The sequence below is a fragment of the Sulfitobacter sp. 1A10359 genome, assembly GCF_043558145.1.
GTDB classification, from domain to species: Bacteria; Pseudomonadota; Alphaproteobacteria; order Rhodobacterales; family Rhodobacteraceae; genus Sulfitobacter; species Sulfitobacter faviae.
On the sequence record NZ_JBIFGB010000001.1, the window covers coordinates 116,968 to 129,632 of the forward strand.

Here is a 12,665-nt window from a genome sequence, read left to right on the forward strand (position 1 = left end):
GCGGCTTGTCATGTTGATTGGCCCCTTTGCGCAGATTTACGCCCTTAGGTCACGCGCTTTTGAGCAAAAGCCGGGCGACATCGGGGGCGAAATAGGTCAGCACGCCGTCGCAGCCCGCGCGTTTGAAGGCCAGAAGGCTCTCCATCATCGCGCGTTCGCCGTCGATCCAACCTTGGTCTGCCGCGCCCTTAATCATGCTGTATTCGCCCGAGACCTGATAGGCGAAGGTCGGCGCGCCGAAGGCGTCTTTCACCCGGCGGCAAATATCAAGGTAGGGCATCCCCGGTTTCACCATGACCATATCCGCCCCCTCCGAGAGGTCGCGCGCCACCAGCCGCAGAGCCTCATCGCTGTTGGCGGGATCCATCTGATAGGTCTTCTTGTCGCCGGTCAGGGCCGAGGAGGCGCCGACCGCGTCGCGGAAGGGGCCGTAGAAGGCACTGGCGTATTTCGCGGCATAGCTCAGGATCAATACATCCTGATGGCCGGCTTCTTCGAGACCTGCGCGGATCGCGCCGATGCGCCCGTCCATCATATCCGAAGGGCCGATGATATCCGCCCCTGCTTCGGCCTGTGCCAGCGCCATCTTGACCAGCGCCTCGACCGTGCGGTCGTTCACGATGATGCCGTCTTCGACGAAACCGTCATGGCCGTTGATGTTATAGGTATCGAGCGCCACATCCGTCATCACCACCATCTCCGGCACCGCGTCTTTGATCGCGGCGATGGCGCGGTTGGTGGCGTTCTGCGGATCCCATGCGCGGGCGCAATCCTCGGTCCGGTCTTCAGGCCCGGTATAGGGGAAGACGCAGACCGTGCCGATGCCCAGATCCGCCGCCGCACGCACCGCCGGGACCAGCGTGTCGACCGAGCGGCGCATGACACCGGGCATGGAGGGGATCGGCTCTTCCACGCCTTCGCCTTCGCGCACGAAAACCGGCCAGATCAGATCGCCCAATTGCAGGTCATTCTCGCGCACCAGCGCGCGGATACCGGCATTGGCACGGGTGCGGCGCAGGCGTGTGGCGGGGAAGGGGGCGTGGACGGGTTGCATCAATTATACCTCAGAATGGCTTGGCAAGGGCTTGCCATGTATTTTTGAACGCCTCAACCCTATGAATTGTCGCGCCGGACCGCTAAGAGATCCGAACTCAATATTCGGACGAGCACGCCTTGGACTGGTATCAAACCCTTTTCGAAATGATCGACATGCGCTCTTTCTCGAACCTTTGGTTCTGGATCGCGCTGGCTGTGATGTGGTCAACGGCAAGCCACTGGGTGCTGGGCGTGCCCTTCGACATGGTCCTGCGCGCCCGGCGCTATGGCGGAGAGGCCGAGGCCGATCTGGAAGACATCGTGCGGATCAACGTGAACCGGATGCTCTATATCTCGCAGGTCTCTGGGCTGTGGCTCTTGGGGCTGGGGTTCTTCGCGCTGACCTCTCTGGTGCTTTTGGGGTTCGTCTATGGCATCGAATTCGCCCAAGCCTTGCTGCTCTTGGGCTTTCCCATGTCGCTGGTGGGGCTTTTGAGCCTGTCGACCGCGCGGCTCATTCGCATCGAAGGGTCGACCGGTGAGGTGCTGCGGCGGCGATTGATGCGGCACCGGCTTTACACCCAGATCATCGGCATGGTCTCGATCTTCGTGACCGCGCTTTGGGGAATGTATCAAAATCTAAGCATCGGCCCGCTGGCGGGTTGACAGCCCCCCTCCGAGGGCCAATTGAGACCCGATGAACGATCCGCGCAATATCACCCTCTCCGGCGTTCCCGAAGGCTATGATGCCCGCGCCATCCTCGATGAAATCGCCAAGGGCGGCCAGCCGGTGGTCCATGTGGCGCGCGATGACAAGCGCATGGCGGCGATGCAGGCTGCCTTGCGGTTCTACGCCCCCGACATGCCGGTCGTCACTTTCCCGGGGTGGGATTGCCTGCCCTATGACCGGGTGTCACCCAATGCCGATATCTCGGCCCGGCGGATGGCAACGCTGGCGGCGCTGGTGCATGGGATGCCCGATCAGTTCGTCCTGCTGACGACCTTGAACGCGGCCAGCCAACGCATTCCCGCCCGCGACACCCTGCGCGACGCGGCCTTTGCCGCCCGCGTGGGCAGCCGGATCGACGAAAAGGCGCTGCGCGCGTTTCTGGTGCGCATGGGCTTTGTGCAAAGCCCCACGGTGATGGAGCCGGGCGACTACGCGGTGCGCGGCGGGATCATCGACATTTACCCGCCCGGCGATCTTGGTCCGGTGCGGCTTGATCTCTTCGGCGACGTGCTGGATGGCGCGCGGCGGTTTGATCCGGCGACGCAGCGGACCACAGAAAAGCTCGATCTGGTCGAGCTTGCCCCGGTGAGCGAGGTCATCCTCGACGAGGCCGCGATCACCCGGTTCCGCCAGAACTACCGCATCGAATTTGGTGCAGCGGGCACCGACGATCCGCTTTACGAGGCGATCAGTGCGGGCCGCAAACATCAGGGTGCGGAGCATTGGCTCGCGTTTTTCCACGATGATCTGGAAACGCTTTTCGACTATCTGCCCAAGGCGACGGTCACTCTGGACGATCAACTGACCCCGATGCGGATTGCCCGGTGGGAAACCATCGAAGACCAGTATGAGACCCGCAAACTGGCGATGAAGACGCGCTCGAAGATGGACAGCGTGTACAAACCGGCCCCACCTGAGGGGCTGTACCTGACCGATGAGGCCTGGACCCAAGCGTTGCTGGATCACCGCGTCATCCAGTTCAACCCGCTACCGCAGCCCACGGGCCCGGGAGTGCTGGATGCAGGCGCGCGGCTCGGGCGCAACTTCGCCCCTGAGCGTCAGCAGGAATCCGTTAGTCTTTTCGGTGCTTTGGCCGCGCATATTAAAGCAAAGCTTGAAGCTGGGCCGGTGCTGATCGCCAGCTACTCCGAAGGCGCGCGGGAGCGCCTGACTGGGCTGATCGAAGACGAAGGTCTGGCCGAGGCGATCCCGGTGATGGATGCCACCCGCATCGGCAAGCGCGGGCTGCATCTGGCGGTTTGGGCGTTGGAGCATGGGTTCGAGGCGCCGGGGATGACGGTGATCTCCGAACAGGACGTGCTGGGCGACCGTCTGATCCGTGCGCCAAAACGCAAACGCCGGGCCGAGAACTTCCTGACCGAGGCGCAAAGCCTCAGCCCCGGCGATCTGGTGGTTCATGTCGACCACGGCATCGGGCGCTATCACGGGATGGAGGTGGTTACCGCCGCCGGGGCCGCGCATGAGTGCCTTGTGCTGGAATATGCCGAACAGTCAAAGCTTTACCTGCCGGTGGAGAATATCGAACTGCTGTCGCGCTACGGCCATGAGGAAGGGCTTCTCGACAAGCTCGGCGGCGGGGCATGGCAGTCGAAAAAGGCCAAGCTCAAAGAACGCATTCGCGAGATGGCGGACAAGCTCATCCGCATCGCCGCCGAACGCAGCCTGCGTAAAGCGCCCGTGCTCGACCCGCCGCCGGGCATGTGGGACGCCTTCTCGGCCCGTTTCCCTTACACGGAAACCGACGACCAGCTCCGCGCCATCGGTGATGTGATCGACGATCTGACCTCCGGCAACCCGATGGACCGTCTGGTCTGCGGCGATGTGGGTTTCGGCAAGACCGAGGTGGCGATGCGCGCGGCTTTCGTCGCGGCCATGTCGGGCGTGCAGGTCGCGGTGATCGCGCCGACGACCCTGTTGGCGCGGCAGCACTACAAGAGCTTCGCGGAACGCTTCCGCGGCTTCCCGATCAACGTGCGGCAACTCAGCCGTTTCGTCTCGGCCAAAGAGGCGGCGGCGACGCGTGAGGGGATGGCCAAGGGCACGGTCGATATCGTGATCGGCACCCATGCGCTGCTGGCAAAGGGGATTCGTTTCAACGACCTCGGCCTGTTGATTATTGATGAAGAACAACACTTTGGCGTCACCCATAAGGAGCGGTTGAAGGCGCTGCGCACGGACATCCACGTGTTGACCCTCACCGCCACGCCGATCCCGCGCACTTTGCAACTGTCGCTGACCGGCGTGCGCGATCTGTCGATCATCGGCACGCCGCCCGTGGACCGCCTGTCGATCCGTACCTATGTCAGCGAGTTCGACGCGGTGACTATCCGCGAGGCGCTCTTGCGCGAGCATTACCGCGGCGGGCAGAGCTTCTACGTGGTGCCGCGCGTGAGTGACCTGCGCGAGATCGAGGAGTTTTTGAAGGCACAACTGCCCGAGCTTTCTTACGTCGTGGCCCACGGCCAGATGGCGCCGGGGGAGCTCGACGACCGGATGAACGCTTTCTACGACGGTAAGTTCGACATTCTGTTGGCCACGACCATCGTGGAATCCGGCCTCGACATCCCTACCGCCAACACGATGATCGTGCACCGCGCGGATATGTTCGGGCTGGCGCAGCTCTATCAGATCCGGGGCCGGGTGGGGCGCTCAAAAACGCGCGCCTATGCCTATCTCACGACCAAGCCACGCGCCAAGCTGACCGACACGGCCCAGAAACGCCTGCGGGTGCTGGGCAGCCTCGACACGCTCGGCGCGGGCTTCACGCTGGCCTCCCAAGACCTCGACATTCGCGGCGCGGGCAACCTGCTGGGCGAAGAACAGTCCGGCCAGATGCGCGACGTGGGTTTCGAGCTTTATCAGTCTATGCTGGAAGAGGCGATCGCCAAGATCAAGGCAGGCGAGCTTGAGGGGTTGTCCGAGGCCGACGAGCAATGGGCGCCGCAGATCAACCTTGGCGTTCCGGTGCTGATCCCCGAGGACTATGTGCCCGATCTCGACGTGCGGCTTGGCCTCTACCGCCGCCTGAGCGAGCTATCGACCAAGGTCGAGCTGGAAGGCTTCGCCGCCGAGCTGATCGACCGTTTCGGCAAGCTGCCGAAGGAGGTCAACACGCTGATGCTGGTGGTGCGGATCAAGGCGATGTGCAAACGCGCCGGGATTGCCAAGCTCGACGGCGGGCCAAAGGGCGCGACGATCCAGTTCCACAACGACAAGTTCGCCTCGCCCGAGGGGCTGGTGAAGTTCATTCAGGACCAGCGCGGGCTGGCCAAGGTCAAGGACAACAAGATCGTCGTGCGCCGGGATTGGAGGACGGATGCCGATAAGATCAAAGGCGCCTTCGCCATCGCGCGCGATTTGGCCGAACATGTGATCGCCAAGGAAAAGACCGCGAAAAAGGCCAAGGCGAAGGGCTAAACCTTTCGAACGGCGGCGGTTATTCCGCCGCCGCCGGCTGCCGGTTCTCCACCCGCCCCATGTAGAGCATCAGCGCATAGGCTGCGATTGCCATCAGCAGCATGGCCAGCGCCAGCGGCTTGGTCGTGCCGTCGAACATCAACCCCACGGGGGAGGCGATCAGCGCCGCCAGCACGGTGGAGATCGCCCCCACGACCGAAGCCGCCATGCCTGCGATATGGCCCATCGGCTCCATCGCGATGGCGTTGAGGTTGCCCAATGTCAGCCCCGCTTGGAAGAACAGGCAGGTCTGGAAGAACACGAATGCGGCGAAGCCGTAAGGGTCGGGCAGGGCGCCGAGGTTTAGGAAATACATGGCTCCCGACAGCAGGATTTGCACGCCCAAGGCGATGGTCACCAGCCGCCGCATGCCGTAGCGCACGACCAGCAGCGCGTTGATCAGGCTGGCGCTGGCCGCCACCACGGCGATGCCGCCGAACCACAGTGGGAAACTTTCGGCCCGGCCATAGACGGTGTCATAGATCGGCTGGACCAGCATCAGCATCGAAAAGAGCATCGCCATGGCAAGCGACTGCACGAGGATCGACAGGCGCACCGTGGGGTGGCCCACCAACTCGCGCACCGCGCCAATGATCAGCCGCGCCCGCAACGGGCGGCGGTCTTCGGGGGCGAGGGTTTCGGGCAGACGCAGGGCCATCCAGATGACCGAGATGAGCGAGAAGGCCATGAAGGCGATGAAAATCGCGCGCCAGCCCGCCGTCAGGATGATGCCCGCGCCCAGCATCGGGGCCAAGGCGGGCACCAGCGCGAAGACCATCATCACCACCGACATGATCCGCGCCATCTCGCGCCCCGCATAGAGGTCACGAATGATCGCCACGGCGACCACACGCGGGCCAGAAGCGCCAAGCCCCTGGAAGATGCGTGCTACGAGCATGACTTCGAGAGAGTTGCTCATCCAAGCGACAAAGGCCGAAAGACAATAGAGCGCCGCCCCGCCGAAGACCACATTGCGGCGGCCGAATGCATCCGACAGCGCGCCGCTAAAGAATGTGCCCAGCCCCATGCCCAGCACGAAGGCTGTCAGGATCAGCGGGGCGCGGTGGGCCATCTCGGGCGAGAGTTCCGCCGCGATCTCGGGCAGGGCGGGCAGCATCGCGTCGATGGAAAAGGCGATGGTGGCGATCATCATCGCGATAAGGCCGACGAATTCGATCCGCCCCATGGAGAATTCTGGTTTTTCGGTGGTCACGAAGGCGCACTCCGGCGATTGTCCCGAACGACGGATCCGTTTGGGCAGGATTCAGGGAATAACTTGTGGTTGCGCTCTCGATAGTCGAGAACGCTTAACTTGGCAATGATTGCCGCCCTGTTTAGCCCTGCTGATTGGTCAGATCGGCAATGACCTGCGCCCATAGCTCGGGCGGCTGCGCCCCGGGGACGGCATGGGTGTTGGCAACGATGAAGGTCGGCACCGAGTTCACGCCCATCTTGCGGCTATGGGCATCGCGGTCGCGGATGTCCTGCGCGTCGACATCGGATTTCAGCAGGCGGGTGACCACGGCGGCGTCCATCTCGATACTGTCGGCGATATCGGCCAGCACTTCGTCGTCACCAATGTCGCGGGCATCGACGAAATAGGCTTTGAAAAGGGCAGAGACGGCGGCGGTCTGGCGGCCTTCGATCCCGGCCCAATGGATCAGACGGTGCGCGTCCAGCGTGTTAGGCGTGCGCTGCATGGCCTCGAAGTTGATATTCAGCCCGGCCTTCTCGGCATGTTCCACAACCGGTGCATAGGCGCGCACGGCGCCTTCCTTGCCGCCGAACTTACGTTCAAGATAGCTGCGCCGGTCCATGCCTTCGCGCGGCATGTCGGGGTTGAGCTGGAACGGGTGCCATTCGATGGCAAAGGGGTGGTCGGGATGGTCTTGCAAAGCGCGGTCCAGATGCGCCTTGCCGATATAGCACCACGGGCAGATCGGGTCTGACATGATATCGAGTTTGATCGCTTCGGCCATGATGCGCCCCATCTATTGCTGCGCAATGGGCATAGCGGGCCGGGGCCGGTATCACAAGCGGGCAGCGTTGCAAGCGCCCCGGGGCGCGGCTATAGCAAGTCCATGACAGATACGCCGCCCCGTTCCCTGATCCAGATCGCCCGCGAAAGCGGCGCGAGCGAGACCGCCCCGCCGGTCGACCTTGGCGCAAGGGTGCGCGAGCTGCGCAAGGCGCGTAATTGGACGCTGGAACAGGCCGCGCGGCAGGCGGGGCTGGCGCGCTCGACCTTGAGCAAGATCGAGAACGGGCTGATGTCGCCCACCTATGACGCGCTGAAGAAGCTCGCCGTGGGGCTAGAGATCACCGTGCCGCAGCTTTTCACCCCGCCCGCGGGGGAGAAGATCACCGGTCGCATGGCCGTGACCCGCGCCGAGGAAGGCGCGCCCAAGGCCACCGGCACCTATGAGCATGTCCTACTGGCCGACGCGTTGCGCAAGAAGCAGATGCTGCCCTACCGCGCCCGCATCCGCGCCCGCCGGATGGAGGAGTTCGACGGCTGGGTGCGCCACGACGGGGAGGAGTTCCTCTATGTGCTGACCGGCATGGTGCGGCTTTTCACCGAGTTTTACGAACCCGTCGACATGCGCCGCGGCGATAGCGCCTATTACGACGCCACCATGGGACATAACGTTGTCTCGCTCAGCGATGAGGATGCGACGATCCTCTGGGTGACCTCACTGGTCTGACCCCTCCGCCGGTTGCCACCACCAGACCTCGGGCATGAAGTTCGGCCCATCGCCGTAAAGCGGGATCGTATCAGGGTAGGCCATGCGCGCGTCATGGGCGATCAGCCCTTCGTCGAATTGCCAAAAGGGGATGACATAGCGCCCTGCGGTGAGGATACGGTCGAGCGCACGGGTGGCGGCGACGAAATCCGCCGTTTCGCGGGCCTGCAACATCCTGTCGATCATCGCATCCACCGCCGGAGAGCGCACGCCCATGAGGTTGCGTGTGCCGGGCAAATCGGCGGCCTCCGACCCCCAGTAGAAACGCTGCTCCGTGCCGGGGCTGAGCGATAGGGCGCGGCGGAAGGTCGTCATGTCGAAATCATAGCTGTTCTGCCGTGCAACGAATTGCGCATCATCCACGGTTTCGATCTCGGCGGTGATGCCAAGCCGCTTGAGGGCCTGCGTGTAAAGCTCTGCAATCGCTAGGTTTTCACGGCTCCCCTTGGACAGCAGAATGGTAAAGGTCAGCGGCGTGCCGTCGCCCCGGCGCATGACGCCGCCTTCGGCCTCATAGCCTGCGGCATTCAGCTGCTGCATCGCGGCGCGGATGCCCGCGCGGTTGCGGGCAGAGCCGTCACCCACCGGCAGCCGATAGCCATCCACCGTGCCGGGCGGCAGCGTGTCGGCGTAATCGGCCAGCAGATCGAAAACCCGCCCTGACGCCGGACCGTCGCGCATGGCAAGGTCGGAGTTCGAGAAATAAGAGGTGATCCGGGGCAGGGTGCCGCCGGTAAGCGTCTCGTTAATATACTCGAAATTGAAGGCCGAGATCAGCGCGTCGCGCACCCGCCAATCGTCGAAAGGCGCGCGGCGGGCGTTCATGACAAAACCGGTCATGCCCGAAGGTTTGCTATGCGGGAAGGTCGATTTCATTACCTCGCCGCGGGTGATCGCGGGGAAGTCGTATTGCGTGGCCCAAGTCTCGGCGTTGAATTCGCGCACGGCTGAGATCTGACCGGCCTTGAAGGCTTCGAAGAGCACATTGGCATCGCCGTAAAAGTCGATCTTTACCTCATCGTAGTTATGCGTGCCTTGGCGAAAGGGTACGTCCGCACCCCAGTAATCGGGGTTGCGCGTCAGTGTGACATGACGGCCCGCCTGATAGTCGGTGATGGTGTAGGGCCCGCTGCCCAATGGGATTTCGGACAAAGGCGCATTGGCGAAGTCCTGCCCCTCCCATTGCGCCTTGCTGAGGATGGGGCGCATTCCGGCGAGCAGGGCAAGCTCGCGATTGACGCTGTTGAAAGTCATGCGCAGGCTGCGCGGGCCGGTCTGTTCGATACTGTCGATCTGTTGGCGCAGCCCGTGGTAGCGGGGGTGGCCTTCGGTGCCGAGCAGATCGAAGGAAAAGATCACATCCTCGACCGTGACCGGCGTGCCGTCGGAAAACCGCGCTTCCTCGCGCAGGGTGAATTCCACCCACGCGCGGTCTTCGGGCACTTCGATCGTCTCGGCCAGCAGGCCGTAAAGCGCGAAGGGTTCATCCCAGGACCTCCCCATCAAGGTCTCATGGGTGAAATGCGGCAACTGCCAAGGCGCGGTGCCCTTGCGGACGAAGGGGTTGAGGCTGTCGAATCCCCCGGTATTGCCCAGAACGATTTCACCCCCCTTGGGGGCTTCGGGGTTCACATATGGAAGGGCGTCAAAATCGGTCGGCAGAGCAGGTTCGCCATACATGGCGATTCCATGTTGCGGGGCAGCCCATGACGCCCCCGAGAGCAGAATCAGTGAAGAAAGGGCCGCAACGCCCCGTGCTTTCGAGAAAAATTCCCAGCTCATTTTTGAAACAATCACGATCTGCCCTTATTTTGTTGGAGTTATTCCATACCCGCGGATTCTCGCCTTATCAAACTTTTAGCTTGGATTGTGAGCGTGAAAGGCGTATACAGAGGTCACTGCTCGATAGGTTTCTTGCCTGTATGAAACCTGCCTCAATAACTTACGCCCGCCTCGCGCGGGCGTTTTTTTTTGGCCAATTTTCACCGACCCTTAAGCTCCTTCGCGCAAACCCTTTCCCTTTGGCGCGCGCGCAGTACATGATGCAGGCGCAGCATGAACAAGGAGACGCGCCATGGCTTTCACCATCGACCTGTCCGGCAAGACAGCCGTCATCACGGGATCGAACTCTGGAATCGGACTGGGCATCGCCTGGGAATTGGCGCGGGCCGGGGCCGATATCGTGTTGAACTCTTTTACCGATGACGAGGCGGATCATGCGCTGGCGCAGGAGATTGCGCAGACATGCAACGTAACGGCCCGCTACATCAAGGCTGACATGTCCAAGGGGGCGGAGTGTCGGCGTTTGATTGCCGAAGCCGGGGTCTGTGACATTCTGGTGAACAACGCTGGCATCCAGCATGTCGCGCCAATCCCTGAGTTTCCGGCCGAGAAATGGGACGCGATCATCGCGATCAACCTGTCGTCGGCCTTTCACACCACCGCCGAGGCTTTGCCGATGATGCGCAAAGCGGGCTGGGGTCGTGTGATCAACATCGCCTCGGCCCATGGTCTGACCGCATCGCCCTATAAATCCGCCTATATCGCCGCGAAACATGGGATCGTCGGCCTCAGCAAGACCACAGCGCTAGAGACGGCGAAAGACCCGATCACCTGCAACGCGATTTGCCCCGGCTATGTGCTGACCCCGATCGTTGAGAAGCAGATCCCCGACACGATGAAGGAATACGACATGAGCCGCGAAGAGGTGATCGAACAGGTCATGCTCACCCGGCAGCCGTCGCGCGAATTCGCCACTGTTGAGCAGATGGGCGGCACGGCTACTTTCCTATGCTCGGATGCAGCGGCGCAGATCACCGGCACGACGATTAGTGTCGATGGCGGCTGGACGGCGTTGTAAGCGCCTTGGTGGTCAAGAAACGCATCAACCTCGCCCTCCAAGGTGGCGGCGCCCATGGCGCTTTCACTTGGGGGGTGCTCGACCGGCTGTTGCAGCGGGACGATCTGGATATCTGCGGGATCTCGGGCACCTCGGCGGGGGCGCTGAACGGGGCGGCGCTGAAATCGGGGATGATCTCGGGCGGTCGCGAGGCCGCGCGGGAAAATCTCGATTGGCTTTGGGCGCAGGTCTCTGGCATTTCGGACCTGCGGCTGTCCCATTGGCTGGCGCCTTTCGGTTTGGACAAGCTCAGTCAGGCGATGGAATATTCGCTACCCATGGCAATCTCGGATTCCCTCACGCGGGTCGTGTCGCCCTATGCTTACGGCCCGTTCTATCGCAATCCGCTTGAAGATGTCGTGGCGCGGTTCGACTATGGCAAAGTGGGCGCGCATAAGCCGCCGTTCTTTTTCGTCTGCGCCACACGGGTCCGCAACGGTAAGATCCGGGTGTTTGAGGGGGATGAGATCGGGCCTGATGCATTGCTCGCCTCGGCCTGCCTGCCGACGATCTTTAAGGCGGTTGAGATTGACGATGCCCAGACCGGCCAGCGCGAGGCGTTTTGGGACGGGGGTTATACCGGCAACCCGGCGCTGTTTCCGCTGTTCCGCGATGACCTGCCCGAAGATATCGTGGTGGTGAACATCAACCCGCTCGACCGCGAAGACCTGCCGGTCACGCCGCAGCAAATCCAGAACCGCATCAATGAGATCAGCTTTAATTCCAGCCTCTTGCGCGAGATGCGGGCGATTGACTTCGTTCAGCGGCTGATTGCGGATGGCACCCTGCCGGAAGGGCGGATGAAGCGGGTGCACATGCATATGATCGCCGATGACGCGCTGATGGCTCAGCTGTCGGTGGCAACGAAACTGATGCCCAACCCGGCGGTGATCCGGGCGCTGCATGAGGCAGGCGTGGCGGCGGCGGATTGGTTTCTAGAGGAGCACTTCGACGATCTGAATCAGCGCAGCAGCGTTGATCTACCCGCGATGTTCGGCTGAGTTTTCAGGGTCCGACAGCGCCAGCGCCTCGGGCAGATCAGCACCGGGGCGCGGCGGATAGACCAGCCCGGCAGAGATCACCAGCTTCGCCGCGTCTTCGACGCTCATGTCGAGTTCGATCACATCCTCCCGCGGCAGGAACAGCAAGAAGCCCGAGGTTGGGTTCGGCGTGGTCGGCAGAAAGACCGAGAGCATCTCGCCGCCCGCGTTGGTGCGGGCCAAGACCTCTCCCTTCGCCTCTGTCGAGATGAAGCCAAGCGCCCAGATCCCGCGCCGGGGGTATTCGATCAGGCAGGCGGTCTCAAAGCTCCGCTCGGACTGGGCGAAGATCGTCTCGGAAATCTGTTTGATGCCGGAATAGATCGTCCGCACGACGGGGGTGCGTTCCACCAGACTTTCGGCGAAGCGGATCATCGAACGGCCGATCAGCCCTTTCGCGGCCCAGCCTACCATGACGGTGAAGATCAGAAAGATCACCACCCCAAGGCCGCGCACGTTGAACTGCATCGACGGGTCGAGCCCCAAGAAATCTTGGAGCAGCCGGTCGGGATGGTAGGCTTTGGGCACCAGCGGCAGCACGAAACCGTCGATCCAGCCGACCACGCTCCAGATCAGCCAGATGGTCAGCCCGACAGGCGCAATCACGACCAGACCGGTCAGGAAAGACGCGCGCAGCCTTGCGACAAGGCTGCGCCGAACCTGCGTTGGGTCGGGATCAAAAGGTGTGTTCATCTGCGCCGTTTTCCGAAGAGTTAATCGCAATATAGCTAAGGCGTATG

At 62.5% G+C, this 12,665-nt stretch carries 10 protein-coding genes; 5 read left to right on the forward strand and 5 right to left on the reverse strand.

Annotation, left to right across the window (positions count from 1 at the left end):
- Nucleotides 1-49 precede the first annotated feature (49 nt).
- A complete protein-coding gene (gene hemB / locus ACGYK2_RS00600; protein WP_271687372.1) occupies nucleotides 50-1,054 on the reverse strand; it encodes a porphobilinogen synthase in 1,005 nt (334 codons plus the stop codon).
- A 119-nt stretch (nucleotides 1,055-1,173) separates the two neighbouring features.
- On the opposite strand from hemB, the gene ACGYK2_RS00605 reads away from it, so the two are divergent.
- Together ACGYK2_RS00605 and mfd are read left to right on the forward strand one after the other, a co-directional pair.
- A complete protein-coding gene (locus tag ACGYK2_RS00605) occupies nucleotides 1,174-1,701 on the forward strand; it encodes a component of SufBCD complex (RefSeq protein WP_136720314.1) in 528 nt (175 codons plus the stop codon).
- 31 nt (nucleotides 1,702-1,732) lie between these two features.
- Entirely contained in the window at nucleotides 1,733-5,203 is a 3,471-nt protein-coding gene (gene mfd / locus ACGYK2_RS00610; RefSeq protein WP_271687371.1) for a transcription-repair coupling factor, read from the forward strand.
- A 19-nt stretch (nucleotides 5,204-5,222) separates the two neighbouring features.
- Here mfd and ACGYK2_RS00615 read toward each other — a convergent pair whose 3' ends face one another.
- Together ACGYK2_RS00615 and ACGYK2_RS00620 are read right to left on the reverse strand one after the other, a co-directional pair.
- A complete protein-coding gene (locus ACGYK2_RS00615) occupies nucleotides 5,223-6,428 on the reverse strand; it encodes a multidrug effflux MFS transporter (RefSeq protein ID WP_271689975.1) in 1,206 nt (401 codons plus the stop codon).
- Nucleotides 6,429-6,576: 148 nt separating this feature from the next.
- On the reverse strand, nucleotides 6,577-7,221 hold the full coding sequence (locus tag ACGYK2_RS00620; RefSeq protein ID WP_271687370.1) for a DsbA family oxidoreductase: 645 nt from the start codon (nucleotides 7,219-7,221) through the stop codon (nucleotides 6,577-6,579).
- 102 nt (nucleotides 7,222-7,323) lie between these two features.
- Between ACGYK2_RS00620 and ACGYK2_RS00625 the strand changes: the two genes are divergently transcribed.
- Nucleotides 7,324-7,947 (forward strand): helix-turn-helix domain-containing protein, encoded by a 624-nt coding sequence (locus tag ACGYK2_RS00625; RefSeq protein WP_067262060.1) that lies wholly within the window; start codon nucleotides 7,324-7,326, stop codon nucleotides 7,945-7,947.
- On the opposite strand, the gene ACGYK2_RS00630 is transcribed toward ACGYK2_RS00625, so the two are convergent.
- Nucleotides 7,936-9,666, reverse strand: a complete 1,731-nt coding sequence (locus ACGYK2_RS00630) for an extracellular solute-binding protein (RefSeq protein ID WP_271687369.1) — start codon at nucleotides 9,664-9,666, stop codon at nucleotides 7,936-7,938. The genes ACGYK2_RS00625 and ACGYK2_RS00630 overlap by 12 nt on opposite strands.
- 394 nt (nucleotides 9,667-10,060) lie before the next feature.
- Here ACGYK2_RS00630 and ACGYK2_RS00635 point away from each other — a divergent pair, with 394 nt between their 5' ends.
- On the forward strand, nucleotides 10,061-10,846 hold the full coding sequence (locus ACGYK2_RS00635; RefSeq protein WP_271687368.1) for a 3-hydroxybutyrate dehydrogenase: 786 nt from the start codon (nucleotides 10,061-10,063) through the stop codon (nucleotides 10,844-10,846).
- An 8-nt stretch (nucleotides 10,847-10,854) separates the two neighbouring features.
- Nucleotides 10,855-11,886 (forward strand): patatin-like phospholipase family protein, encoded by a 1,032-nt coding sequence (locus ACGYK2_RS00640; protein WP_394374179.1) that lies wholly within the window; start codon nucleotides 10,855-10,857, stop codon nucleotides 11,884-11,886.
- On the opposite strand, the gene ACGYK2_RS00645 is transcribed toward ACGYK2_RS00640, so the two are convergent.
- Nucleotides 11,866-12,618, reverse strand: coding sequence for a DUF502 domain-containing protein (locus ACGYK2_RS00645; protein ID WP_067262054.1), 753 nt, complete (start codon nucleotides 12,616-12,618; stop codon nucleotides 11,866-11,868). The genes ACGYK2_RS00640 and ACGYK2_RS00645 overlap by 21 nt on opposite strands.
- Nucleotides 12,619-12,665: the final 47 nt, after the last annotated feature.

Coding starts and splice junctions, on each gene's coding strand:
- ACGYK2_RS00635 (WP_271687368.1), top strand. CDS start 10,061: ATGGCTTTCACCATCGACCTGTCCGGCAAGACAGCCGTCATCACGGGA.
- ACGYK2_RS00615 (WP_271689975.1), bottom strand. CDS start 6,428: ATGGGGCGGATCGAATTCGTCGGCCTTATCGCGATGATGATCGCCACC.
- ACGYK2_RS00645 (WP_067262054.1), bottom strand. CDS start 12,618: ATGAACACACCTTTTGATCCCGACCCAACGCAGGTTCGGCGCAGCCTT.
- ACGYK2_RS00630 (WP_271687369.1), bottom strand. CDS start 9,666: ATGTATGGCGAACCTGCTCTGCCGACCGATTTTGACGCCCTTCCATAT.
- mfd (WP_271687371.1), top strand. CDS start 1,733: ATGAACGATCCGCGCAATATCACCCTCTCCGGCGTTCCCGAAGGCTAT.
- hemB (WP_271687372.1), bottom strand. CDS start 1,054: ATGCAACCCGTCCACGCCCCCTTCCCCGCCACACGCCTGCGCCGCACC.
- ACGYK2_RS00625 (WP_067262060.1), top strand. CDS start 7,324: ATGACAGATACGCCGCCCCGTTCCCTGATCCAGATCGCCCGCGAAAGC.
- ACGYK2_RS00620 (WP_271687370.1), bottom strand. CDS start 7,221: ATGGCCGAAGCGATCAAACTCGATATCATGTCAGACCCGATCTGCCCG.